The sequence below is a fragment of the Saccharopolyspora hordei genome (genome assembly GCF_013410345.1).
GTDB classification, from domain to species: Bacteria; Actinomycetota; Actinomycetes; order Mycobacteriales; family Pseudonocardiaceae; genus Saccharopolyspora; species Saccharopolyspora hordei.
On sequence record NZ_JACCFJ010000001.1, the window covers coordinates 5387922 to 5411604 of the forward strand.

At 73.5% G+C, this 23683-nt stretch carries 23 protein-coding genes and 2 pseudogenes; 12 read left to right on the forward strand and 13 right to left on the reverse strand.

Going from position 1 to position 23683, the window contains the following annotated elements; translation table 11 throughout:
- Nucleotides 1–241 precede the first annotated feature (241 nt).
- The 3 genes from HNR68_RS24565 to HNR68_RS24575 are packed head-to-tail and all read right to left on the reverse strand — an operon-like array spanning nucleotide 242 to nucleotide 2417.
- Nucleotides 242–1012, reverse strand: a complete 771-nt coding sequence (locus HNR68_RS24565; RefSeq protein WP_179724092.1) for an MBL fold metallo-hydrolase — start codon at nucleotides 1010–1012, stop codon at nucleotides 242–244.
- Nucleotides 1009–1824, reverse strand: a complete 816-nt coding sequence (murI, locus tag HNR68_RS24570) for a glutamate racemase (protein WP_179724093.1) — start codon at nucleotides 1822–1824, stop codon at nucleotides 1009–1011. Before murI ends, HNR68_RS24565 begins: the two co-directional genes overlap by 4 nt.
- Nucleotides 1821–2417, reverse strand: a complete 597-nt coding sequence (locus HNR68_RS24575) for a rhomboid family intramembrane serine protease (protein WP_380573626.1) — start codon at nucleotides 2415–2417, stop codon at nucleotides 1821–1823. Before HNR68_RS24575 ends, murI begins: the two co-directional genes overlap by 4 nt.
- A gap of 176 nt (nucleotides 2418–2593) precedes the next feature.
- Between HNR68_RS24575 and HNR68_RS24580 the strand changes: the two genes are divergently transcribed.
- Complete coding sequence (locus HNR68_RS24580; RefSeq protein ID WP_343050387.1) at nucleotides 2594–3418, forward strand: SMP-30/gluconolactonase/LRE family protein; 825 nt, start codon at nucleotides 2594–2596, stop codon at nucleotides 3416–3418.
- Between the two features lie 56 nt (nucleotides 3419–3474).
- Here the strand turns inward: HNR68_RS24580 and HNR68_RS24585 are convergent, their stop codons facing one another.
- The 6 genes from HNR68_RS24585 to clpS all read right to left on the reverse strand — a co-directional run bounded on the left by HNR68_RS24585 (nucleotide 3475) and on the right by clpS (nucleotide 7394).
- Nucleotides 3475–4425 (reverse strand): cysteine synthase, encoded by a 951-nt coding sequence (locus HNR68_RS24585; protein WP_179724095.1) that lies wholly within the window; start codon nucleotides 4423–4425, stop codon nucleotides 3475–3477.
- Nucleotides 4426–4555: 130 nt separating this feature from the next.
- Nucleotides 4556–4831 (reverse strand): MoaD/ThiS family protein, encoded by a 276-nt coding sequence (locus HNR68_RS24590; RefSeq protein ID WP_179724096.1) that lies wholly within the window; start codon nucleotides 4829–4831, stop codon nucleotides 4556–4558.
- Between the two features lie 63 nt (nucleotides 4832–4894).
- Entirely contained in the window at nucleotides 4895–5350 is a 456-nt protein-coding gene (locus HNR68_RS24595; protein ID WP_343050388.1) for a M67 family metallopeptidase, read from the reverse strand.
- A 98-nt stretch (nucleotides 5351–5448) separates the two neighbouring features.
- Nucleotides 5449–6477: a P1 family peptidase gene (locus tag HNR68_RS24600; RefSeq protein ID WP_179724098.1), complete on the reverse strand. Its 1029-nt coding sequence runs from the start codon at nucleotides 6475–6477 to the stop codon at nucleotides 5449–5451.
- Between the two features lie 59 nt (nucleotides 6478–6536).
- Entirely contained in the window at nucleotides 6537–7100 is a 564-nt protein-coding gene (locus HNR68_RS24605; protein ID WP_179724099.1) for a DUF2017 family protein, read from the reverse strand.
- Nucleotides 7101–7394, reverse strand: a complete 294-nt coding sequence (clpS, locus tag HNR68_RS24610) for an ATP-dependent Clp protease adapter ClpS (RefSeq protein ID WP_179724100.1) — start codon at nucleotides 7392–7394, stop codon at nucleotides 7101–7103.
- A gap of 178 nt (nucleotides 7395–7572) precedes the next feature.
- On the opposite strand from clpS, the gene HNR68_RS24615 reads away from it, so the two are divergent.
- The 9 genes and pseudogenes from HNR68_RS24615 (at nucleotide 7573) to HNR68_RS24650 (ending at nucleotide 16318) form a co-directional block, all read left to right on the forward strand.
- On the forward strand, nucleotides 7573–8868 hold the full coding sequence (locus HNR68_RS24615; RefSeq protein WP_179724101.1) for a nicotinate phosphoribosyltransferase: 1296 nt from the start codon (nucleotides 7573–7575) through the stop codon (nucleotides 8866–8868).
- Nucleotides 8869–8937: 69 nt separating this feature from the next.
- The gene (locus tag HNR68_RS24620; RefSeq protein WP_179724102.1) at nucleotides 8938–9507 is read left to right on the forward strand and encodes an isochorismatase family protein; all 570 of its coding nucleotides are present in this window, start codon (nucleotides 8938–8940) and stop codon (nucleotides 9505–9507) included.
- Nucleotides 9508–9855: 348 nt separating this feature from the next.
- Nucleotides 9856–10023, forward strand: a pseudogene (locus tag HNR68_RS27710) (DEAD/DEAH box helicase); the annotation flags it as partial.
- Between the two features lie 1209 nt (nucleotides 10024–11232).
- Nucleotides 11233–11787, forward strand: a pseudogene (locus tag HNR68_RS27715) (ATP-dependent DNA helicase); the annotation flags it as partial.
- A gap of 227 nt (nucleotides 11788–12014) precedes the next feature.
- Nucleotides 12015–12593: a biotin transporter BioY gene (locus HNR68_RS24630; RefSeq protein ID WP_343050389.1), complete on the forward strand. Its 579-nt coding sequence runs from the start codon at nucleotides 12015–12017 to the stop codon at nucleotides 12591–12593.
- A gap of 2 nt (nucleotides 12594–12595) precedes the next feature.
- The gene (locus HNR68_RS24635; RefSeq protein WP_343050390.1) at nucleotides 12596–13927 is read left to right on the forward strand and encodes a class I adenylate-forming enzyme family protein; all 1332 of its coding nucleotides are present in this window, start codon (nucleotides 12596–12598) and stop codon (nucleotides 13925–13927) included.
- Entirely contained in the window at nucleotides 13924–15045 is a 1122-nt protein-coding gene (locus HNR68_RS24640) for an acetyl-CoA C-acyltransferase (RefSeq protein ID WP_179724104.1), read from the forward strand. The genes HNR68_RS24635 and HNR68_RS24640 overlap by 4 nt, the downstream gene beginning before the upstream one ends.
- Nucleotides 15042–15716, forward strand: a complete 675-nt coding sequence (locus HNR68_RS24645; RefSeq protein WP_179724105.1) for an energy-coupling factor ABC transporter ATP-binding protein — start codon at nucleotides 15042–15044, stop codon at nucleotides 15714–15716. The genes HNR68_RS24640 and HNR68_RS24645 overlap by 4 nt, the downstream gene beginning before the upstream one ends.
- Nucleotides 15713–16318, forward strand: a complete 606-nt coding sequence (locus tag HNR68_RS24650; protein WP_179724106.1) for an energy-coupling factor transporter transmembrane component T family protein — start codon at nucleotides 15713–15715, stop codon at nucleotides 16316–16318. The genes HNR68_RS24645 and HNR68_RS24650 overlap by 4 nt, the downstream gene beginning before the upstream one ends.
- A 519-nt stretch (nucleotides 16319–16837) precedes the next feature.
- On the opposite strand, the gene HNR68_RS24655 is transcribed toward HNR68_RS24650, so the two are convergent.
- The 3 genes from HNR68_RS24655 to ctaD form a co-directional block, all read right to left on the reverse strand.
- On the reverse strand, nucleotides 16838–17668 hold the full coding sequence (locus HNR68_RS24655; RefSeq protein WP_179724107.1) for an aminoacyl-tRNA hydrolase: 831 nt from the start codon (nucleotides 17666–17668) through the stop codon (nucleotides 16838–16840).
- Complete coding sequence (gene serB / locus HNR68_RS24660; RefSeq protein ID WP_179724108.1) at nucleotides 17668–18897, reverse strand: phosphoserine phosphatase SerB; 1230 nt, start codon at nucleotides 18895–18897, stop codon at nucleotides 17668–17670. Before serB ends, HNR68_RS24655 begins: the two co-directional genes overlap by 1 nt.
- A gap of 169 nt (nucleotides 18898–19066) precedes the next feature.
- Complete coding sequence (gene ctaD, locus HNR68_RS24665) at nucleotides 19067–20854, reverse strand: aa3-type cytochrome oxidase subunit I (RefSeq protein ID WP_343050391.1); 1788 nt, start codon at nucleotides 20852–20854, stop codon at nucleotides 19067–19069.
- 382 nt (nucleotides 20855–21236) lie between these two features.
- Here ctaD and HNR68_RS24670 point away from each other — a divergent pair, with 382 nt between their 5' ends.
- Nucleotides 21237–21842, forward strand: coding sequence for a DUF305 domain-containing protein (locus tag HNR68_RS24670; RefSeq protein WP_179724109.1), 606 nt, complete (start codon nucleotides 21237–21239; stop codon nucleotides 21840–21842).
- A 150-nt stretch (nucleotides 21843–21992) separates the two neighbouring features.
- Entirely contained in the window at nucleotides 21993–22865 is an 873-nt protein-coding gene (locus HNR68_RS24675) for an SDR family oxidoreductase (protein ID WP_179724110.1), read from the forward strand.
- Between the two features lie 56 nt (nucleotides 22866–22921).
- On the opposite strand, the gene HNR68_RS24680 is transcribed toward HNR68_RS24675, so the two are convergent.
- Complete coding sequence (locus HNR68_RS24680; protein ID WP_343050392.1) at nucleotides 22922–23635, reverse strand: VanZ family protein; 714 nt, start codon at nucleotides 23633–23635, stop codon at nucleotides 22922–22924.
- Between the last annotated feature and the right edge of the window lie 48 nt (nucleotides 23636–23683).

Sequence of the window (23683 nt, forward strand, 5' to 3'; positions counted from 1 at the left end):
CCAACCCTATGCCCGGCGCGCTCCGGTCCTCGTCAAGGGTCACCCCCGACGCGGCCGCCACACGGAGCGGACGCCGGGCTCCCGAGCGCGACGACACCCAGCCGCGCCACCCCGGCCGCACGACGTCCCGCACCCCGCCCCGGCCGGTCGCCCCTGGGCGGGCCTGACGCCCCCAACCCGCCCGCCTGGGGTGCCGGTTCCCGGCGGAGCCGGCACGCCGGGGCGCGGGGTGGCCACCGGGTCAGACGTCGTAGGTGCGGTCGGCCACGACCCGCTCCACCGGGCCGTCGAAGACCGCCTGCGCCTCGGCGAGGATCGCGTCACCGTCGGTCCACGGCACGAGGTGGGTGAGCAGCAGGCGCCGGGCCGCGGCGGTCTTGGCCACCTCCGCGGCCTGACGGCCCGACAGGTGCACGCCCTCCGGCGCGTCCGGGAAGTCGGTCCAGGACGCCTCGGACAGCAGCACGTCGGCGTCCGCGGCGAGGTCGGCCAGCTGCGGGCACGGGCCGGTGTCGCCGGTGTAGGCCAGGACCTTGCCCTCCGCCGCCACGCGGAAGCCCCAGGACTCGCACAGGTGCGCCACGGGCACCGCCTGCACCTCGAACGGGCCGATGCGCACCGGCTCGGCGGGCACCGGCACGAACTCGAAGACGTCGGAGAGGTCCGCCTCGGCCCGCTCCTGCTCGTTCGGCGCGTAGAGCGCGGCGAAGCGCTGCGGGGCGTCCGCCGGGGCGATCACCGGCAGCCGGCGCTCGGTCGCGTCGTACGGCGGGTTCGGGTGGTAGCGCCGCAGCACCGCCAGCGCCCCGAAGTCCGCGCAGTGGTCCGGGTGCAGGTGGCTGAAGAACAGCGCGTCCAGCGAGAACGGGTCGATGAACCGCTGCATCGCCCCGAGCGTCCCGTTGCCCAGGTCCAGCGCGATGCGGGTGTCACCGGACTCCAGCAGGTACCCGGATGAAGGCGAATCCGGGCCGGGGATGCTCCCGGAGCAACCGAGGATCGTCAGCTTCATGCGGTCGAGCTTGGCACGACGAGCGGCCGAACGGCATCGGTCGCGACGGCTGGCCCCAGGAAGCGCGACGCCAACCGGGCGAACCGGTCGGGTGCGCCGGTGGCGCGGAACTCGTGCTCGGGCACCCCGTCCGGCGCTGCGAGCAGGTCGTTCTCGGTCAGCACCCGCACGAGGTCCTTGGCGGTCTCCTCGGCGCTGGAGACGAGCGTCACCCCGTCGCCCATCGCGATCTGCAGCACACCGGTGAGCATCGGGTAGTGCGTGCAGCCGAGCACCAGCGTGTCGACGTCGGCCTGCTGGAGCGGGTCGAGGTAGCTCTGCGCCAGCCCCAGGATCTGCCGGCCGGTGGTGATGCCGCGCTCGACGAACTCCACGAACCGCGGGCAGGCCACCGTGGTCAGCTCGATGTCCGGCGCGGCGGTGAACGCGTCGTCGTAGGCGCGCGAGCGGATGGTGGCGCTGGTGCCGATCACCCCGACGCGGCGGTTGCGGGTGGTCGCCACCGCGCGCCGCGTCGCGGGCATGATGACCTCGACCACCGGGATCGAGTACCGCTCGCGGGCGTCCCGGAGGCAGGCGGCGGAGGCGGTGTTGCAGGCCAGCACGAGCGCCTTCACACCTTCCTCGACCAGCGAGTCGGTGATCGCCAGGGTGCGGGCGCGGATCTCCGCCAGCGGCATCGGGCCGTAGGGCGCGTTGGCGGTGTCGCCGACGTAGCGGACGGACTCGCCGGGCAGCTGGTCCATGATCGCGCGGGTCACGGTCAACCCACCCACGCCGGAGTCGAAGATCCCGATCGGGGCGTCAGTCACCCGGCCAGTGTGCCAGGATCACCGCTGCTCACGTGCCGCCGAGTGCTGCGCGCCACCAGCCACGCGGCCAGCAGCCCACCGAGCGCGCCGAACAGGTGGCCCTCCCAGGAGATCCCGGGCTGGCCGGGCAGCACGCCCCACAACATGCCGCCCCAGTAGAAGAACAGCACCACCGCGACCAGGACCTGCGCGACGCTGCGCTGGAAGAAGCCGCGCACCAGCAGGAACACCATCCAGCCGAAGATCACCCCGGACATGCCGATGTGGAAGCCGGGCGCGCCCACCAGCCAGGTGCCGAGGCCCCCGACGACCCACACCGTCGCGGTCACCGCGAGGAACTGGGCCAGGCCCCCGGCGAGGACCAGCCAGCCGAGCACCAGGAACGGCAGCGTGTTGGCCCACAGGTGCGACCAGTCCCCGTGCAGCAGCGGCGCCCACAGGATCCCGTCGAGGCCGTCGACCTCCCGTGGCAGGATGCCGTTGCGGTCCAGGTCGGCGGTCGGGTCGACCTGGTCGTAGAACTCGATGCCGTAGAGCGCGGCGGTGGCCAGGAGCATGCCCACCGCGGCGCGCAGCGGGTTCGCGGGCAGCACGCGCGGACGAGGACGGTCAGGCAGCCGGTTCACACTCCCGAGGCTACGCGGCGGACCGCTCCGCGGTATCGGGGTTGCCCCGGATGTTCCGGACGTCCTCACCCGGAACCAAGATCGAGACCCGGGGGCGCCCGGTAAGGTCCTGGGGTCGTTGCGATCCGGACGAGAGGTGGCAGGTGCAGGTCGACTCAGCAGTGCTCGCGGCGGCGCGGTCCGGTCGAGCTCCGACGTGGGACGTCGGCACCGACTCGCTGCTGTGGGTGGACCAACCGGCGCGCAGCGCGCACCGCTTCGTCCCCGGCCGCGCCGATCACGCCATGGAGCTGCCGCAGGAGGTCAGCGCGGCGAAACCGCGCAGCCACGGCGGCCTGGTGCTGCACATGACCGGGGGCATCGCGGTGTTCGACTCCACCGGCACGCACCGGAACTGGCTGGTCTACTGGGCGCGCGACGGCGTCCAGGCCGGTGCGACCGGGGTCGACGCCAAGGGGCGGCTGTGGGCGACGACGCTCGGGGAGGGCGGCTGGCTGGCCCGCGTCACCGGGGACGGCTCGGCACGCGTCGCGATCGCCGACCTGCCCGCGGCGCACGGCCTCGCGTGGAGCCCGGACCACACCCGGCTGTACCTGGTCGACGGCGCGGAGCGGCGCGTCGACGTGCTGGACTTCGACCTCGACGCCGGCTCGGTCGGCGAGCGCCGCGCGCTGTGCGAGGTCGACGGTGAACCCGGCGGTCTGGCCGTGGACAGCGACGGCCGCCTCTGGCTGGCGGTCCGCGACCGCGGCGAGGTCCGCTGCTACACCGCCGACGGCACCCTGGACCGGACGATCGCGCTGCCGGTCCAGCGCCCGACGGACTGCTGCTTCGGCGGCCCGGAGCTGACCGACCTCTACATCACCTCGGCGACCGACGGCGTCGCCGACCCCACCGAGACCGACGGCGCGGTCCTGGTCGTCCCGGGGCTGGCGACGGGCCAGCGCCCCTGCTCGTTCTCCGGCTGACGCGCAGAGAGGGCGGGAACCGGCCGCAGCCGGTTCCCGCCCTCACCACCCCCGGTTCAGGCCCAGAGCTGACCTTCGAGCCGCTGGGCCGCTTCGTCGAGAGTGCCGCTGTAGGCGCCTGTGGACAGGTACTTCCAGCCCGCGTCCGCCACCACGAACGCGATGTCCGCCGACTGGCCGTCGGCGGCCGCCTTCTCCGCGATCGTCAGCGCCGCGTGCAGCACACCGCCCGTGGAGATGCCGGCGAAGATCCCCTCCGACTCCAGCAGCTGCCGCGTGCGGCGCAGCGCGTCGTAGGAGCCCACCGAGAAGCGGCGGGTCAGCACGTCCGGGTCGTACAGCTCCGGCACGAATCCCTCGTCGAGGTTCCGCAGGCCGTACACCAGCTCGCCGTAGCGCGGCTCGGCCGCGACGACCTGCACGTCCGGCTTGTGCTGGCGCAGGTAGCGGCCGACGCCGACCAGCGTCCCGGTGGTGCCCAGACCGGCCACGAAGTGCGTGACCGTCGGCAGGTCGCGCAGGATCTCCGGGCCGGTGGTGGTGTAGTGCGCCTCGGCGTTGGCCGGGTTGCCGTACTGGTAGAGCATCACCCAGTCCGGGTTCTGCTCGGCCAGCTCCTTGGCCATCGCCACCGCCTGGTTCGACCCACCGGCCGCCGGCGAGGAGACGATCCGCGCCCCGTAGGCCTGCAGCAGCTGGCGGCGCTCCTCGGAGGTGTTCTCCGGCATCACGCACACCAGGCCGTAGCCCTTGAGCTTGGCCGCCATGGCCAGCGAGATCCCGGTGTTGCCCGAGGTGGGCTCCAAGATCGTGCAGCCGTGGTAGAGGCGGCCCTCCTTCTCGGCGGCCTCGATCATGGACAGTGCCGCGCGGTCCTTGATCGAACCGGTCGGGTTCCGGTCCTCCAGCTTCGCCCACAACCGGACGTCCGGTGCCGGCGACAGGTGCGGCAACCCCACCAGCGGCGTGTCACCGAGCGCGTCCAGCAACGAGTCGTAACGAGCCACGGTCGTGCCTCTCCTCCTGACCTCTCACCGCGAGGTCGAACTACGTGCGGGTGCTCACCGGTGGTGGGGCGGCACTCCAGGCTCCGCTACCGGCACCGCTGCGCAGGTCGAGTCCAGCGAACTTCCGGTCTCACGCGCCGCCGGCGACGGCGGGGAGGATGGTGACGGAGTCACCGTCGGAGACCTTGGCCTCCAGGCCCCCGGCGAAGCGCACGTCCTCGTCGTTGACGTAGACGTTGACGAAGCGGTGCAGGCTGCCGTCCTTGACGAGGCGCCCCTTCAGCCCGCTGTAGTTGCTGTCGAGGTCGTCGATGACCTCGGCGATGGTGTTGCCCTCGGCCTGCACCGACTTCTCGCCACCGGTGTGGCTGCGCAGGATCGTGGGGATCGAGACCTTGACTGCCATGGGAAACCTCCTGTCCACAGAGGACGTACGTGGGGGAACGGGAACACGGGCACCGGCGAGCGGTCAGTCGCGGTCCGGGACCTCGTCGGTGCCGGTGTGGGCGAACATGTACGACTCGACGACCTCCACCGGCTCCTCGGTGACCTCGCCGTCGAGGATCCGGTAGGAACGCAGCTCATGGGTCTTCGGGTCCCTGGTGGACACGAGCACGTAGTGCGCGTTGGGTTCCGAGGCGTAGGAGACGTCGGTGCGCGACGGGTAGGCCTCGGTCGAGGTGTGCGAGTGGTAGATGACCACCGGCTCCTCGTCGTTGGCGTCCATCTCGCGCCACACCTTCAGCTGTTCGGCGGAGTCGAACCGGTAGAAGGTGGGCGAGCGCTCGGCGTTGATCATCTCGATCAAGCGTTCCGGGCGGTCCGACCCTTCCGGACCGGCAATCACACCGCACGCCTCGTCCGGGTGGTCCCGTCGGGCATGCGCGACCATCGCGTCCACGAGGTCGCGTCGGATCACCAGCACAGCAACCATCCTAATCGGTGGAGCACCGGTCTCCCACGATGTGGAAATCCTGGTCGCCGGTGCGGCTTTCGTCGGGCGAAACGTACGACAACGATGATTCATTCCCTCGCCGAGGGATAGAGCCGCGTGTAGCACGTCACCCCGTCGACCGGCTCCGCGGCGAGCACGCCGCGCACGATCGCGCGCGCCACCACGTCGGCCGCGGCCGCGCTGACCTCGTCCAGCCGCGCCGCCCAGCCGGGCTCCCCCGGCGCGGGCAGCGCCGCCCCGGTCCCGGTGGCCAGTGCGAACATCGTGTCCCCGTCGACCAGCAGGTGCGCGGGCCGCACCGCGCGGGCCAGCGCGTCCTGCGCGGCGACGGCGAGCCGCCGGCACTCGGCCCCGGACAGCCGCAGGTCGGTGGCGACCACGCCGATGGTGGTGTTCAGCGGCCGGTCGACGGGCCCGTGCCTGCCGGGGCGGGTGCCGAACAGCGGCTTGGCCGCGTCGATCTCCGCCTGGTCGGGGCGCCGCAGCCCGGGCGTGGGGACCCACGGCAGTCCGGTGCCGGGGTCGATGGCCGAGCCGGCGGCGTTGACCGCCACCAGCGCACCGATCGTGGTGCCGTCGGCCAGCACGGCGCTGGCCGTGCCGATGCCGCCCTTGACGCAGCCGACGACCGCGCCGGTGCCCGCGCCGACGTTGCCCTCGCGGGCCTCCTCGCGGCTGGCGTGCTGGCACGCGCGGTAGCCGAACCCGGCGTCGGGCCGGTTGCCCCAGTCGTTCATCGGCAGGTCGAAGATCACCGCGCCGGGCACCACCGGCACCACGTGCGCCGGGTCGGTGCCGACGGGCACGCCGTGGCCGCGCTCGCCGAGCCAGCGCACCACGCCGTCGGCGGCGGCCAGCCCGTAGGCGCTGCCGCCGGTCAGCACGACGCCGTGCACCTGCTGCACCAGGTGGTCGGGTCGGAGCACGTCCGTCTCGCGCGTGCCCGGTCCGCCGCCGCGGACGTCGACCGCCGCGCTCGCGCCGTCCGGCACCAGCACCGCGGTCACCCCGGTCGCCCAGTGCGGGTCGAGGCGCTGCTCGTGCCCGACCAGCACGCCGTCGACGTCGACGAGCGCGTCCCGCTTCCCCGGTCCCACACCGCCTCCCTCCACGTCTGGGGCTCACGGTAGCGGCTGGGGCGGGTGTGGTCAGCGGTTCACGCCGTGAGCGCGGTGACCAGGCTGTCCTGGACCCAGGTGAGCCACTGGTAGACGCCCAGGTGTTCCCGGCGCAGGTCGTCCTCGGGCAGCTCGTCGGGCATGTCCTCGTCGACGTCCAGCGCGGTGCCCAGCGCCAGCCGGACGTCGTTGAGCGCCGACAGCCAGCCGTCGGCCTGCTCCCAGGTCAGCTTCACCCGGCCGCCCAGCGGCGGGCAGGTCTCCAGCACCAGCTGCGCGGCCCCGGTCTTGGCCTCCAGCAGGGCCGGCTCGTGCAGCGACCGCATCGCCCCGGCGGCGTCGGCCCGTTCCTCGTCGGTCTCCCCGGTGATCGGGTCGCGGCGGTAGAAGTCCGGCAGCAGCCGCGCCAGCACCGGGTCCTCGGGCGCCGTCGTCGGACCGGTGCGGATCCCCGTCAGCTCGGCGAGCTCGTCGGTGGGCGCCTCCTCGGCGCGGGCGGTGAGCATGTCCTTGATCTGCCCCACCAGCCCTCGGATGACGGCCGCCTCCTGCTGCGAGAGGTCCGTCTGCACATGCCCGTTCTTGCGGGTCCAGCCTTCCACTCAGGAGTCCTTCTGCATCGTCGCCCACAGTCCGGCGGCGTGCAGCTTCGCCACGTCGCCTTCGACCTTCTCCTTGGAACCCGAAGACACCACCGCCTTGCCCTTGTGGTGCACGTCCAGCATCAGCTTCGTCGCGTGGTCCCGGCTGTAACCGAAGATCTTCTGCAGCACGTAGGTGACGTAGGACATCAGGTTGACCGGGTCGTTCCAGACCACGGTCACCCACGGCCTGTCCTCGGTGCCGAGCACATCCGGTTCGAGTTGCGCGCGCTCGATCTCAGCGGGCGAGGTCATACCCCCATCGTTGCACGCGAGCGTCACAGCGGTGTCGACCCGTGGACCGTGGTCCTGGTGGCCGATCCGGGCGTTGCTGCGTGCAGCGGAACCCCCACCGCCGCCTGGAGTCCGGGCGCTGTGCGCGGTCGGCGGGCGAACCGCGTCGACTGATCCGCGACCACGTAGTCTCTGGTCCATGAGCACCAGCACCGCGCTGCTGACCGACCACTACGAGCTCACGATGCTCGACAGCGCACTCCGCGACGGCACCGCGCACCGATCGTGCACCTTCGAGGTGTTCACGCGGCGGCTGCCGAACGGCCGGCGCTACGGGGTCTTCGGCGGCGTCGGCCGGGTGCTCGACGCGATCGAGGACTTCACCTTCGGCGAGGAGGAGCTGGCGCAGCTCGCCGAGCACCGGGTGGTCAGCGAGTCGACCCTGGAGTGGCTGCGCGGCTACCGGTTCCAGGGGCAGATCGACGGCTACCCGGAGGGCGAGCTGTTCTTCCCCGGTTCCCCGCTGCTGACCGTGCGCGGCACCTTCGCCGAGGCCGTGGTGCTCGAGACGCTGGTGCTGTCGATCCTCAACCACGACAGCGCGATCGCCGCGGCCGCGGCGCGGATGGTCTCGGCCGCCAACGGCCGGCGGATCATCGAGATGGGGTCGCGGCGCACCCACGAGGAGTCCGCCGTCGCCGCCGCCCGCGCCGCCTACCTCGCCGGGTTCACCGCCACCTCGAACCTGGAGGCCGGGCGCCGCTACGGCATCCCCACCACCGGCACCGCGGCGCACGCGTTCACGCTGCTGCACGACTCCGAGCGCGCGGCCTTCGAGTCGCAGGTCGCCGCGCTGGGCACCGGCACCACGCTGCTGGTCGACACCTACGACATCACCCGCGGCATCGAGCTCGCGGTCGAGGTCGCGGGCCCGGAGCTGGGCGCGGTGCGCATCGACTCCGGTGACGTCGGGGTGCTCGCCCGGCAGGCCCGGGAGCAGCTGGACGCGCTGGGCGCCACGAACACCCGGATCGTCGTCTCCGGCGACCTCGACGAGTACGCGATCGCCGCGCTGCGCGCCGAGCCGGTCGACGGCTACGGCGTGGGGACCTCGCTGGTCACCGGGTCCGGGGCGCCGACGGCGGAGATGGTCTACAAGCTCGTGGAGGTCGAGGGGCGCCCGGTCGCCAAGCGCAGCTCGCACAAGGAGTCCCGCGGTGGCCGCAAGGCAGCGGTGCGGCGGTACAAGGAGACCGGCACCGCGGTGGAGGAGGTCGTCTTCCAGCTGGCTCCGGGCGCGTCCGAGCCGGTGCTCGGCCCGCACGACCGGTCCCTGCAGGTGCCGCTGATGCGCGACGGCAAGCGCGTCGACGACCTGCCCGGGCTGGAGGAGAACCGCCAGCGGCTGCGCCACGCGCTGGTCACGTTGCCGTGGGAGGGCCTCAAGCTCTCCCAGGGCGAGCCGGCGATCCCGACGGTCTTCCACACCTCCTGAGCCGCGGCCACAATGACGGACGCGGGCACCGTCGTCCGCGGTGGACGGGCGCTACTGGAGGAGCCGTCGATGGCCAAGGCACTGATCATCGTGGACGTGCAGAACGACTTCTGCGAGGGCGGTGCGCTCGCGGTCGCGGGCGGGTCCGAGGTGGCGACGGCGATCTCGCGGTACCTCGCCGGGTTCGACCACGACCACGTGGTGGCGACCCGCGACTACCACATCGACCCGGGGCCGCACTTCAGCGACGAACCGGACTTCGTGCGCTCCTGGCCGCGGCACTGCGTCGCGGGCACGCCCGGCGCGGCGTTCCACCCGGAGCTGGACGTGGGGCCGGTGGAGGCGGTGTTCTCCAAGGGCCACTACAGCCACGGCTACTCGGGCTTCGAGGGCGTCGACCCGCGCGACCGCCCGCTGCTCGACTGGCTGACCGAGCACGGGGTGCGCCGGGTCGACGTGGTCGGCATCGCCACCGACCACTGCGTCCGCGCCACGGCCCTGGACGCGGTGCGCGCCGGCCTGGACACGACGGTCCTGCTGGAGCTCACCGCCGGGGTGTCCCGGGACACGGTCGACGCCGCCCTGGCCGAGCTCGACGCCGCGGGCGTCGGCCTCGTCGGCGAACCCATCGTCCGCTGACGCCCGGTCGTCGAGCCCCGGCAGCGCACCGGGCTCGCCGTCGGCGGGTGGGACCGGGGTCTCGTCGGCGTCGGGGTGTCGGGGGTCGTCGACAGGGGTGGGCGGTAGCTTCTCCCCGTGCCCACCTCTGTCCCGCGATGGTCCGACCCGGTCGCGTTCGAGCCCGACGAGGACGACGTGCTCCCGCCGGAGATCGCCGCTGACCTCGCGCGGGCGGACCGGCCTGCGGCCGGGGAACCGTCGCCGCCCCGCTCCGCGAAGGCCGAGCGCGAGGTCCCCGACCTGCCGACGCTGCTGGACATCGCGATCGAGGCCGTCGGCGGCGTCCCGCGGGAGGGCCAGGCGCGGATGGCGCGCGCCGTCGAGCACGCCATCACCACCGGCGAGCACCTGGCGGTGCAGGCCGGGACGGGGACCGGGAAGTCGCTGGCCTACCTGGTCCCGGCCATCCGGCACGCGGTCACCGCGCACACCACGGTGGTCGTGTCCACCTCGACCATCGCGCTGCAGCGGCAGCTGGTCGACCGCGACCTGCCGCGCCTGGCCACCGCGCTCGCCGACGCGCTGGGCCGCCGGCCGACGTTCGCGATCCTCAAGGGCCGCCGCAACTACCTGTGCCTGAACCGGGTGCACGGCGACGCCCCGGCCGAGCCCGACGAGGGCGCGCTGTTCGACGCCTTCGCCGCCTCCGCGCTGGAGCGCCAGGTCGGGCGCGTCCGGGAGTGGGCCGCCGAGACCGAGACCGGGGACCGCGACGAGCTGGTGCCCGGCGTCCCCGACCAGGCGTGGCGGCAGCTGTCGGTCACCGCCAAGGAGTGCCTCGGGGTGCACCGCTGCCCGGTCGGCGTCGACTGCTTCGCCGAGCGGGCCCGCGCCGAGGCGGGCCGCGCGGACGTCGTGGTGACCAACCACGCGCTGCTGGCCATCGACGCGCTGGACGACCGGCCGGTGCTGCCCGAGCACGACGTCGTGGTGGTCGACGAGGCGCACGACCTGGTGGACCGGGTGACCTCGGCGGCGACCGGCGAGCTGACCGCGTCGTCGGTGCGGCTCGCGGCGCGGCGCTGCGGGCGGGTCATCGACGAGGAGACCGCTGACCGGCTCGTGGAGGCCTCGGAAGGCCTGGACCTGGTGCTCCAAGCCGCGCGACCGGGACGGCTGGAGGACCTGCCGCAGGACCTCGGCGGCGCGCTGGCGGCGCTGCGGGACGCGGCCTGGGCGTGCCTGAACGCGCTCGGCCCGGAACGCAAGGAGGACGCCGAGGGCAGCACCGCGCGCAAGCTCGCGCACGCCACCACCGAGGAGGTCCACGACACCGCGGTCCGGCTGCTCGAGGCGTTCGACGACGACGCGCGGCGCGACGTGGTGTGGATCGCGGCGGACCCGAACCGCTCGCCGAGCGTCCGCATCGCGCCGATCGGCGTCGGCGGGCTGCTGCGCGAGCGGCTGTTCGGGCAGCGCACCACCGTCCTGACCTCGGCGACGCTGGCGCTCGGCGGCTCCTTCGACACGCTGGCGCGGCAGTGGGGCCTCCCGCCGCAGCAGCGGGCGCAGCCGGCCGCCGGCATGGCCACCGGCAAGGAGGCCCCGTCGGACGACGGCGGGCTCAAGTGGACCGGGCTGGACGTGGGCTCGCCGTTCGAGCACCAGCGCAGCGGCATCCTCTACATCGCCCGGCACCTGCCGCCGCCGGGCCGCGACGGGCTCCCGCCGCAGTACCTGGACGAGCTCACCGAGCTGGTGCGGGCGGCGGGCGGCCGCACGCTCGGCCTGTTCTCGTCGATGCGCGCCGCCAAGCAGGCCGCCGAGGAGCTGCGGCAGCGCCTGTCCACCCCGGTGCTGTGCCAGGGCGACGACACCACCGCGCTGCTGGTCCGCCAGTTCGCCGACGCCCCGGCGACCTCGCTGTTCGGCACCCTGTCGCTGTGGCAGGGCGTGGACGTGCCGGGCGACTCGCTGCAGCTGGTGGTGATGGACCGCATCCCGTTCCCGCGGCCGGACGACCCGCTGGCCTCGGCCCGGCAGAAGGCGGCGTCCGAGCACGGCGGCAACGGCTTCCTCACCGTCGCGGGCACCCACGCCGCGCTGCTGCTCGCCCAGGGCGCGGGGCGGCTGCTGCGCGCCCCGGACGACCGCGGCGTGGTCGCGGTGCTCGACCCGCGCCTGGCCACCGCCCGCTACGGCGGTTTCCTGCGCGCCTCCCTCCCACCGTTCTGGACCACCCACGACCCGCAGGTCGTCCGGGGTGCCCTGCAGCGGCTCACCGGCAGCGCGGGCTGACTGTGACGGACGACTCAGCGGCGAGCCGCGGGATTTGTGGCTGATCGACAACCCGGCGTCGGGCTTTCTGTTCCGGCCGGGTCGGCGGGTACGTTGGGGCAGCCGCGCCGACCGGGCCGCAGCGCCGCCGCCCGGGGCGACGGTCGTACCTGGTCACAGCGCCGCACGCGGGCGCGTCCCGGACCGGCTCCGGCGCCCGCGATCGATCACCACGCTAGGGAGACGACGTGTCCGCACCACGCCGAACCGCGCCCGCCGCGAACCTGGCCCGGACGGTGGTCTTCGCCGCCTTCATCGCCGTCCTCGGCATCGTCCCGGGCTTCTACCTCGGTGGCGCGGCAGTGCCGATCGTGCTGCAGAACACGGGGCCGCTGCTGGCGGGCAGCATCCTCGGCGCGCGCCGCGGCGGCGCGTCGGTGCTGCTGTTCGTGGTGCTGGTCGCGATCGGGCTGCCGCTGCTGTCGGGCGGCCGCGGCGGCATCGCCCCGTTCGTCGGCCCGAGCGGCGGGTTCGTGCTCGGCTGGGTGCTGTCGGCCGTGGTGGCCGGCCTGGTGGTGGAGCGCGCCCGCAAGCCCGGCCTGCCGGTGCTGCTGCTGGCCGGCGCCGCGGGTGTCGCCGCGGACTACCTCATCGGCATCCCGTACTGGGGTGTGATGATCGGCGACCTCGGCGCGGCCGCGGTGCAGTCGCTGGTGTTCGTCCCCGGTGACGTGGTGAAGCTGGTCGCCGTCTCGCTGGTGGCGGCCGCGGTGCACCGCGCGGTCCCGTCGGCGCTGCCGGTGCGCCGCGCTCCCGCCGAGGGCTGACCGTGCTCCCGGTCCTCGACCGCTCCCCCGCGTCGCGGGTCGTGCACGGCGGCACCGCGCTGGGTCCCGAGGAGCTGCTCGCCCGCGCTCGCAGCGCCGCGCGGCGGGTGCCCCCGGGCTCGCGCGTCGCGTTGGACGGCGGGGACGCGCTGGCGCGCCTGACCCACTTCCTCGGCGCGGACCTCGCGGGCTGCGCCACGCTCCTCACCGAGCCCACCTGGTCGGAGCGTGAGCGCGCCGCCGTGCTCGCCGACGCCGCCCCGCACGTGCTGCTCGACCTGGACGACCCGGGCGCGCTGCCGGGGCACCACCACCCCGCCCCGGTGGGCGACCCCGACACGCCGTTCTACCTGGCCACCACCTCGGGCAGCAGCGGGCGCCCGAAGGTGCTGGTGCGCTCGCGGAGGTCGTGGCTGCGCAGCTTCGAGCTGCTGGACCTGGGGCTCGGGCCGCGGGACCGGGTGCTGGTCCCCGGCCCGCTGAGCTCGTCGCTGTTCCTGTTCGGCGCGCTGCACGCGCTGCACGCGGGCGCCGACGTGCACCTGCTCGACCGGTGGTCGGCCCAGGACGCCGCGGCAGCGGCTCGGCGCGCCACCGCCGTCCACCTGGTGCCCGCCATGCTGTCCGCCCTGCTCTCCGCGCTGGAACGCGACGCGGGTCGGCGGGCCGAGTGCCGGCTGCGGGTGGTGGTCTGCGGTGGCGCCCGGGTGGACCGGGAGCTGGCGGAGCGGCTGGCGGCGGTGCTGCCGGGCTGCCGGCTGGTCGAGTACTACGGCTCGGCGGAGCACTCGCTCATCGCGGTGCGGCGGGGCGGCCGGTTGCGTCCCGTCGTCGACGTCGAGGTGCGCGACGGCGAGCTGTGGGTGCGCTCCGAGCTCTCCTGCGACGGCCACCTGGACCACGGCACGGTCGTGCCGACCAGCACCGACCGGGGCTGGTCGCGGGTCGGTGACCGCGCGGTCCGGCACGCGGACGGCTCGCTGGAGGTCCTCGGCCGCACCAGCGCGGTCATCAACACCGGCGCGCGGCTGGTCGGCGCCGAGGAGGTCGAGTCGGTGCTGCGCGGCGCCGGGGGCGTGCGGGACGTGCTGGTCACCGGCACCCCGCACCCCCGCTTCGGCGAGCTGGTGACGGCGGTGGTGGAGATCGACCCGGCCGCTCCCCCGTCGCGCAGCGGTCTGCGCGCCCGGGCGCGGCGGGCGCTGGACCCCGCGCAGCGTCCCCGGCGCTGGCTGGCGGTCCGCGAGCTGCCGCGCACCCCGTCCGGCAAACCGGCGCGCGCGCTGGTCGCCGAGCAGCTGCGCGCCGGGTCCCTGCGAGCGGAGGCGTGGTGACCAGGACACCGGTGGTGATCGCGGCGCGGCGGACGCCGATCGGCGAGGCGGGTGGTGCCCTGCGCCACCTGGAGGTCGACCGGCTCGCCGCCCCGGTGCTGCGCGCTGTGCTGGACGACGCCGGCGTGACCGCGGTGGACGACGTCGTGCTCGGCAACGTGCTCGGGCCGGGCGGGAACCCGGCGCGGGTGGCGGCGCTGCGGGCCGGTCTCGGCGAGCGCACCCCCGGCATGACCGTCGACCGGCAGTGCGCGAGCGGCCTCACCGCGATCACCACCGCAGCCGCGCTGGTCAGCGCAGGCGCCGGTGACTGGTTCCTCGCCGGTGGCGCGGAGAGCCCGTCGACCGCGCCCTGGCGCGCGTGGCGCCCGCGCTCGGCGACCGAACCGCCGCGGTTCTACCAGCGTGCCCCGTTCGCCCCGGCCGAGGTCGGCGACCCGGACATGGGCCCGGCGGCGGACCTGGTGGCGGCCGAGGCCGGGATCTCCCGGGAACGCCAGGACGCCTTCGCCGCGCGCAGCCACGCGCGCGCCGTCGCCGCCCAGCAGGCGGGCCGGTTCGACGCCGAACTGGTGCCGGTCGGCGGGGTCACCGCCGACGAGCGGCCGCGCGCGGGCTTCACCGCGGAGCGGCTCGCCCGGTTCCGGCCCGCGTTCACCGCGGACGGCACCGCGACCGCGGCGAACTCCTGCGGCATCAACGACGGCGCGGCCGCCGTGCTGGTCACCACCGAGGAGCAGCGGCGCCGGCTCGGCGTGCCCGGGCTTCGGCTGGTGGACTGGCGGACGTCCGGGGTCGACCCGAACCGCCTGGGCCTGGGCGCGGTGCCCGCGATGCGGGAGCTGCTGGCGCGGCACACCCCGGAGGTGGTCGAGTTCACCGAGGCCTTCGCCGGGCAGGCGCTGGCCTGCCTGGACGCGGCCGGGATCGACGAAGGGCTGGTCAGCCCGGACGGCGGTGCCATCGCGCTCGGCCACCCGTGGGGTGCGTCGGGCGCGGTGCTGGTGGTGCGGCTGTTCAGCCGGATGGTCCGCTCCGGCGGACCGCGCACCGGCCTGGCCGCGCTCTCCTCCGGTGGCGGTCTCGGCGTGGCGACGATGTGGGAGCGAGTGGGTTGATCGAGTTCGAAGGTGTCGGGCACGACTACGACCAGCGCACCGTGCTGGACGGCGTGGACCTGCGGCTGGCCGAGCAGCGGGTGGCGTTCGTGGGGGCGAACGGGTCCGGCAAGTCCACGCTGGCCCGGATGATCAACGGCCTGGTGCACCCGACCCGCGGCCGGGTGCTGGTCGACGGCGTCGACCCGGCCCGGGACGGCCGCGCGGTGCGGCGCCGCGTCGGGTTCGTCTTCACCCACCCGGACAGCCAGATCGTGATGCCCACGGCCGGGGAGGACGTGGCGTTCTCGCTGCGCAAGCAGGGCCTGTCCAAGGCCGAGCGGCAGCGCCGGGCGGCCGAGGTGCTGGCCCAGCACGGCCTGGCGGGCTACGCCGAGCACCCCGCGCACCAGCTCTCCGGTGGGCAGAAGCAGCTGCTGGCGCTGTGCTCGATGCTGGTGCTGGACCCGGACGTGCTGGTCTGCGACGAGCCGACGACGCTGCTGGACCTGCGCAACAAGCGCCACTTCGCCGAGGTGCTCGCCGGGCTGCGCCAGCAGGTCGTGCTGGTCACCCACGACCTGGACCTGCTGGCGGACTTCGACCGCGTGGTGGTGCTGGAGGCCGGCAAGGTCGTCGCCGACGACGAACCGGGCCCGGCCGTCCGCTACTACCGGGAGCTGGCCGGATGAACCCGCTGGGCCTGTACGAACCGGGCACCAGCCCGGTGCACCGCGCGCCGGCGGGCGGGAAGCTCGTCGCGCTGCTGGTGTTCGCGGTGGTGACCTTCGTGCTGGGCTCCCCGGCGGTGCTCGGCGGCTGCGTGCTCGCCGTGGTCCTGCTCCACGGGATCGCGCGCGTCCCGGCCCGCCGCTGCTGGCAGATCGCGCGCGTGCTGGTCCCGCTGGTGCTGGTGGTGTTCCTGCTCCAGTGGTGGATGCTCGGCCTCGACAGCGCGGCCGTGGTCTGCCTGCGCCTGCTCGCCGCCCTCGCCGCGGCCAACCTGTTCACCCTGACCACGCGGGTGGACGACGTGGTCACCGCGGTGGAACGCGGCCTCGGCCCCACCCGCCGCCTGGGTGTCCGCCCGGAGCGGATCGGCCTGCTGGTGGGCCTGACGCTGCAGGCGGTCGCGGCCCTGTCCACGATCGCGACCCAGGTCCGCGAGGCCCAGCGCGCCCGCGACGCGGACCGCTCGCTGGCGGCCTTCGCGGTCCCGTTCCTCGTCCGCACCCTCCGCCACGCCGACGACCTCGGGGAAGCCCTGGCCGCCCGTGGTGTCGGCGACGACTGAGCGCCGACCTGCGGGAACAGGGACTTCCTACCCTGGTGCGAGCCGCGCTGACCTGGGCATGGTGGTGGTACCGGGAAAACCCGGCGACCGGCCCGAAGGTGCAGTGGCCTTGACGACCGAGAGGCCGCCAGAGACCTCGCGATCGAAAGATCGCACAACACCTTCGGGCTCGGCCTGTGTCTGGGGACGGTTCCCCCCACCTGCGCGGCGCACCACGCGCCCGGGTGGGGTTGCGAACGGACCGCGTTCACCCACTTCGGGGGTTCGGACGGCACAGCGCTGCCACGGAGGAAGGCCGATTCATGTTCGGGACCTCGATCCCGATGACGTCGCCGCGCTCGAGGAGGGGGCGGCACGGTCGGGCACCGCGCTGAACCGGCTCGCCGCCGATGTCGTGCACCGGCGAGCGCGCACGGCTCGTGGTACGCCGCGCTGATCTGGCGCCAGGTCTGACACCGCGGACGTCTGCAGTCGTCCCAGGACCTCACCGACCCGCTCGGACTGCCCCGCCGCCCGCCGTCAGCGCCACTGGGCGAGCACGGTGACCGTGCCCGGGTCGACCTCGGTGAAGCCGGCGTCGCGCACCACGGCCACGCGGGACTCGCGCCAGGCGCGCTCCGGGTCGTCGCGGGGGTGCAGGCGGGACCAGGTCTCGGCGTCCGCCGCGCGCACCGAGCAGCGGAAACCGGTCGCCGCCCACTCCGCCAGCTCGCGGTCCATGCCGTCGCCGTGCAGCAGCGCCGCCAGGATCATCGTCGCGTGGCCGACCTGGGCCGCCGACTTGCCCGCGCTCATCGGCGCGTCCGGGTTCAGCCACAGCACCGGCGCGTCCGGCAGCGCGGGGCCCGGCTCGTCGGGCTCCAGGTCGCTGCCGGAGATCTGCAGCCGGCTGAGCTCCTTGGGCATGTCCGCCACCCGCATCGGCAGGAAGGCGCGCACCTCGGCGCCGCCGACCTCGACGGTGCGGCCGGGCAGGTCCTGCACCGCCTCCCAGTGCGACCCGCGCGCCCGCCGCGCGACCTTGCGGATGCGGCCGGAGACCCAGGTGCTCATCGCCTCGTGCCACTCGCCGCCCGGCTTGCAGCGCTCGTCCAGGCACACCGCCAGCGCCGCCGACGCCGCCGCCTCCAGCAGGGCGGTGCGGGCCGGCGGGTCGCGCCGCTCGATCCGCAGCACCATCGGCATGAGCACCACGTTCTCCGGGTCCTCGTCCGAGGTGTCCGCGGTGGCCGCGCCGGGCAGGGCCAGCCAGGAGGCGTAGCGGGCGATCAGCGGGTCGAGCACGTCGACGACGGAGTCCAGCACGTCCCGGTCAACTGCTCCCGCAGCGCCGTTGTTCCCCGGCTCCATCACGAGTCCAGCGGCACCCGCCGCAGCACCCCGTCCTCGGCGTCCGCGGCCTCGATCTCGGCGCGGGTGACGCCCAGCACGAACAGCACGGTGTCCAGGAACGGGTGGGACAGGGCGGTGTCGGCGACCTCGCGCAGCGCCGGTTTCGCGTTGAACGCCACGCCCAGGCCGGCCGCGGAGAGCATGTCGATGTCGTTGGCCCCGTCGCCGACCGCCACGCACTGCGCGGCCGGGACGCCGAAGGACTCGGCGAACCGCCGCAGCGCCTTGGCCTTGCCCGGCCGGTCCACGATCTCGCCGATGACCCGGCCGGTCAGCTTGCCGTCGACGATCTCCAGCTCGTTGGCGGCGCTGAAGTCGAGCCCGAGCTCGTCCACCAGCTGGTCGATGATCTGGGTGAACCCACCGGAGACCACCCCGGTGTGGAAGCCCAGCCGCCGCAGGGTGCGGACCGTGGTCCGCGCACCCGGGGTGAGCTGCAGCTCCGCGGCGACCTCGTCGAGCACCGACGCCGGCAGCCCCTCCAGCACCGCGACCCGCTGCCGCAGCGACTCGGCGAAGTCCAGTTCGCCGCGCATCGCCCGCTCGGTGACCTCGCGCACCTGCTCCTCGCACCCGGCCCGCGCGGCCAGCATCTCGATGACCTCGCCCTGGATGAGCGTGGAGTCGACGTCGAAGACCACCAGCCGCTTCGCCCGCCGCGACAGCCCGGTGCGCTCCACCGCCAGGTCCACCCCGGCGCGGGCGGCGATGTCCGCCGTCGCCCGGGTCAGCTCCGTGTCGTCCTCCCACTCCGGCGCGCTGACCTGCAGCTCCAGCCCGGTCACCGGGTAGTCGGCGACCCGGCGGATGGAGTCGATGTTGATCCCGATCTCGGCCAGCCCGCGGGCCACCTCGCTGAAGTTCCGCGCGGTCATCGGCTGCCCGAGCACCACCACGACGTGGCTGGAGGCGAGCTTGCTCGCACCGCCGTCCTCAGCACCGATCGCCACCTCGACCGACATGCCGACGGTCGCCATCGCCTGCTCCACGGCCTCCTGGAGCTGCTCCGGGTCGTTCTCGGTGGCCACCAGGACGCCGAGCGTGAGCCGCCCCCGGATCACCACCTGCTCGACGTCGACGATGTCCACCCCGTGCCGGGTCAGCGCGGCGAACAGCACTGACGTGACGCCCGGCTTGTCCTTCCCGGTCACGGTGATCAGCACGGTGGTCCCATTCGCGGTGCTCACGACAGCGGTTCATCCTCTCCTCGTGTGAAGCGGCGCGGCCGCCCGTCCCGCTCGCCCCCGTCGAGGGGCCCGGCAAGCAGAAGAGCCCCGGCGAGCACAGCCCGCCGGGGCTCTTCGTCGAGCTGGCCCCACCCTGGCACAGTCGCGCCGTGCGGGGCTAGCGCGCAGATCACTTCTCCGTGGTGTCGTCCCTTTCGGACTCGTCCTTGGTGACCGGCTTCTGCTTGAGCGCCGTGGCGGTGCCACCGCCCTCGTGCTTGTGAGCCAGCGTCTTGCCGGTGAGGCTCAGGTGGGCCTCCAGCCGCATCCGCTCGGAGACGTGCGGGTAGTGCAGCTCGAACGCCGGGCGCTCGGAGCGGATCCGGGGCAGCTCGGTGAAGTTGTGCCGCGGCGGCGGGCACGAGGTGGCCCACTCCAGCGAGTTGCCGTAGCCCCACGGGTCGTCGACCTCGGCGACCTCACCGTAGCGGTAGCTGCGGAACACGTTGTAGAGGAACGGCAGCATCGAGGCGCCCAGGATGAACGCACCGATCGTGGAGATCGTGTTCAGCGTGGTGAAGCCGTCGCTGGCCAGGTAGTCGGCGTACCGGCGCGGCATGCCCTCGGCCCCCAGCCAGTGCTGCACCAGGAAGGTGCTGTGGAAGCCGATGAAGGTCAGCCAGAAGTGCAGCTTGGCCAGCCGCTCGTCCATCATCCGGCCGGTCATCTTCGGGAACCAGAAGTAGATGCCGGCGAAGGTGGCGAACACGATCGTGCCGTAGAGCACGTAGTGGAAGTGCGCGACCACGAAGTAGGTGTCCGACACGTGGAAGTCCACCGGCGGCATGGCCAGCAGGACACCGGTCAGACCACCGAAGAGGAAGGTGACCAGGAAGCCGACGCTGAACAGCATCGGGGACTCGAAGGTCAGCTGGCCCTTCCACATGGTGCCGATCCAGTTGAAGAACTTGACACCGGTCGGGACCGCGATGAGGAACGTGGTGAAGGCGAAGAACGGCAGCAGCACCGCGCCGGTGGCGTACATGTGGTGCGCCCACACCACGACCGACAGGGCCGCGATGCCCAGCGTCGCGTACACCAGGCCGGAGTAGCCGAACAGCGGCTTGCGGCTGAACACCGGGAAGATCTCGGACACGATGCCGAAGAACGGCAGCGCGACGATGTAGACCTCGGGGTGGCCGAAGAACCAGAACAGGTGCTGCCAGAGGATCACGCCACCGTTGGCCGGGTCGAAGACGTGCGCACCCAGGTGCCGGTCGGCCATCAGGCCCAGCAGCGCGGCGGTCAGGATCGGGAACGCCATCAGGATCAGCACGCTGGTGACCAGGATGTTCCAGGTGAAGATCGGCATCCGGAACATCGTCATGCCCGGCGCGCGCAGGCAGACCACCGTGGTGATCATGTTGACGGCACCGAGGATGGTGCCCAGACCACCGACGGCCAGACCGGCGAGCCACATGTCAGCGCCGTAGCCCGGCGAGTGCAGGGCGTCCGACAGCGGGGTGTAGGCGAACCAGCCGAAGTCGGCGGCACCGCCCGGCAGCAGGAAACCGCTGACCACCATCAGACCGCCGAACGAGTACAGCCAGTACCCGAAGGCGTTCAGCCGCGGGAACGCGACGTCCGGGGACCCGATCTGCAGCGGCAGGATGTAGTTGGCGAAGCCGAACAGGATCGGCGTCGCGTACAGCAGCAGCATCACCGTGCCGTGCATGGTGAACAGCTGGTTGTACTGCTCGTTGGACAGGAACTGCAGTCCTGGGACGGCGAGCTCACCGCGGATCAGCATCGCCATCAGGCCGCCGACGAGGAAGAACGCCATCGACGTGACCAGGTAGAGGATGCCGATTTGCTTGTGGTCCGTGGTGCGGAACATCCGCGCCATGAACGAACCCTTGACCGTTTTGCGCACCGGATAGGGGCGCGTGGCGATCGGCTGTGGCGCGACGGCCGTCACGGTGCCTCCTGCACTCCCTTGAAGCCTTCGTCAGACCCGGTTGGATCCGCCCCGGCCCGGGTGGGCCGGGTGACAGCACGCGACACCCCGCAGGGCGACTGCCGGACAGCAAGTCGCGATGCCTGCCGAGTGCGGATACTAGCCCTGACGTCACGACGTGGTTCGGCCGGGCCGTAGCCACCCTAGTCATCGGCCCGCGGTCGGTCACCCGGAGTGAGATGGATCAGACAGGGCGCGATCACCGCGGGCGGGTGATGATGTCGCCCGCAGGGTGCCCTGAGGCGCCGGTTAGCCTACGGGCAACAGGTCCGGCAGCCCACCTGCGATCAGTGCGACGGGCCGCCCTGGGACGACGTCCACCAGATTCCTGGAGGGGAAGCACGTGCGGAGGAGCACGATCATCGGCGCTGTGCTGATCGGCGGTCTCGCGCTGGCGGGCTGCACGCCCGCTGAGGGGCCGAGCGACCAGCCCCCGGCTCCCGGTACCCCGCCGCCGGCGACCGCGCAGCAGAGCGGTCAGGACGGGGTCGGTGAGCACAGCGAGACGGACCGCGAGTTCGCCGAGCAGCTGCTCGCCAACCGCCAGCAGGTGGTGCAGCTGGCGGAGCTGGCCCAGACCAACGCGCAGAACGAGGCGGTCAAGACCCTCGCCGGCGAGCTCCAGCAGGCGGCGCAGCTGCAGATCGGCCAGCTCAACGCGTTCCTGACCTCGGTGGCCGGCCAGCAGTCCGGCAGCGCCCCGGAGGACGCCACCGGCGACGCCCAGGGCGTCGACCAGCCGGCTGGGCCGCAGCTCGACCAGCTGCGGCAGGCGACCGGCCCGCAGTTCGACCAGCAGTGGAAGCAGGCGGTGCGGGCCCTGGAGGACAGCGCGGGCCAGCTGGCCCGCGCCGAGCAGGAGGAGGGCCAGGCGCCCGCCATGCGCTCGCTGGCCGAGGACTTCCTCAGCGCCCAGCAGGACGTGCTCACCAAGCTCAACGCCCTCTGACCCGAGGCCACCGGACGGGGCCGCAGGCGATCTGCCTGCGGCCCCGTCCTGCGTTCGGAACCGTGGGAGTCGCCCTCTTCCGCGCAGCCCCGGCGGAACCTACTATGAGTAGGCTACTGTCGAGTAGATAGGCTGACCGAGGGAGTGCTCATGCCGAACGTGTCCGGCAAGGTCGTGCTGATCACCGGCGCCGCGCGGGGGATCGGCGCGCAGACCGCCCGGGAGCTCGCCCGCCGCGGTGCCACGCTCGCCCTGGTCGGCCTGGAGCCCGAGCAGCTCGCGGCCGTCGCGGCCGAGCTCGGCGACCGCCACTTCTGGGCCGAGGCCGACGTCACCGACGGCGACTCGATCGCGGCCGCCGTGGACGCCGCCGCGGAGCAGCTCGGCGGCATCGACGTGGTCATCGCCAACGCCGGGATCGCGCCCATCGGCACGGTGCGCACGAGCGACCCGCGCGCCTTCACCAAGACCATCGACGTCAACCTCAACGGCGTCTTCCACACCGCCCGCGCCGCCCTGCCCCACCTCATCGAGCGCCGCGGCTACCTGCTCGTCGTCTCCTCGCTGTCGGCCTTCACGCCGATCGGCGGCATGGCCGCCTACACCGCGAGCAAGGCGGGCGCGGAGGCGTTCGCCAGCGCGCTGCGCAGCGAGGTGATGCACCTGGGCGTGGGCGTGGGCAGCGCGCACCCGTCGTGGATCGACACCGACATGGTCCGCGACGTGGCGCAGGACCTGCGCGCCTTCGAAGCGATGCGCAAGCGCCTGCCCTGGCCGATGCGCGCCACCACGAGCGTGCAGGACTGCGCCAAGGCGTTCGCCGACGGCGTCGAGCGGCGCGCCCGCCGGGTGTACGTGCCGCGCGCCATCGCGCTGGTGCACTGGCTGCGCAACCTGCCGTCGTCCCGGCTCGTCGAGACCCTGATGCGGCCGACCGTGCGCCGGCTCATCCCCAAGATGGAGCGGGAGGTCGAGGCCCTCGGGCGCTCGCTCAGCGAGCGCAACCAGACGCTCCAGCGCTGACTCGGTGGGGCCGGTGGCCGGGTGTCTGACGCGGCGCGCTGCCCGGCCACCGGGGTTCACCGCGAGCGCGACTCCGTGAGCACCCTGCGCTCCGCGAGCACTCGGCGCTCTGGGAGCACCCGGCGCGCTGGGAGCACCCGGCGCGCAGGCAGCACCCTGCGCTCCGCAAGCACTCGGCGCTCCTGGGGCGTCCTGCGCTCCTGCTCGACCTTGGCGATCAGCGCCCACACCGTGTGCTCGCTCCGGCCGGTGGCGCTGTGCTGCGGACGGCTGCCCAACCAGTGCGGCATCCGCGCCAGGATCCCGCCGACGGCCGCACCGAGGGTGTTGCACACGACGTCGTCGGTCGCGGCGACCCGGCCGGGGACGACGAGGAACTGGGTCAGTTCGATGGACACCGACAGCAGCAGCCCGGCGAACGCGACCTTGACCACACTGTCGAACCACGGCATCCGCTGCGGGACGAGCACCGCCAGCGGAACCAGCAGGAGCACGTTGCCGACCAGCTGCAGCCACGGCAGCAGGTCGCCGGGCCCGGCGGTCAGCGCCATCGACACGTCCCGGCCGAGATCGGTCCGCACGGGTTCCACGGCGGGCGGCTGCGGCATGAAGACGAGGAACCCGACGCACAGCAGCGAGCAGACCAGCGCTCCGTCGAGCACCGGCTCCCGCGGGTCACAGCCGCGACGCAGCACGGCCGAGCCGATCCCGACCGCCACCGAGATCGGGAGCAGGACGGTCACCACCGGGACGAATCCGTCGAATGCCACGAGAACCTGCTGCACGTGCGCCGCACTTCCTCTGGCCGCCATCGCCAG

Bases quoted from the DNA above. Each gene is read 5' to 3' on its own strand.
- HNR68_RS24590 (WP_179724096.1), bottom strand. From the start codon at position 4,831: ATGGCAGTCAAGGTCTCGATCCCCACGATCCTGCGCAGCCACACCGGT.
- HNR68_RS24565 (WP_179724092.1), bottom strand. From the start codon at position 1,012: ATGAAGCTGACGATCCTCGGTTGCTCCGGGAGCATCCCCGGCCCGGAT.
- HNR68_RS24675 (WP_179724110.1), top strand. From the start codon at position 21,993: ATGCCGAACGTGTCCGGCAAGGTCGTGCTGATCACCGGCGCCGCGCGG.
- HNR68_RS24620 (WP_179724102.1), top strand. From the start codon at position 8,938: ATGGCCAAGGCACTGATCATCGTGGACGTGCAGAACGACTTCTGCGAG.
- HNR68_RS24655 (WP_179724107.1), bottom strand. From the start codon at position 17,668: ATGGAGCCGGGGAACAACGGCGCTGCGGGAGCAGTTGACCGGGACGTG.
- clpS (WP_179724100.1), bottom strand. From the start codon at position 7,394: ATGACCTCGCCCGCTGAGATCGAGCGCGCGCAACTCGAACCGGATGTG.
- HNR68_RS24615 (WP_179724101.1), top strand. From the start codon at position 7,573: ATGAGCACCAGCACCGCGCTGCTGACCGACCACTACGAGCTCACGATG.
- HNR68_RS24650 (WP_179724106.1), top strand. From the start codon at position 15,713: ATGAACCCGCTGGGCCTGTACGAACCGGGCACCAGCCCGGTGCACCGC.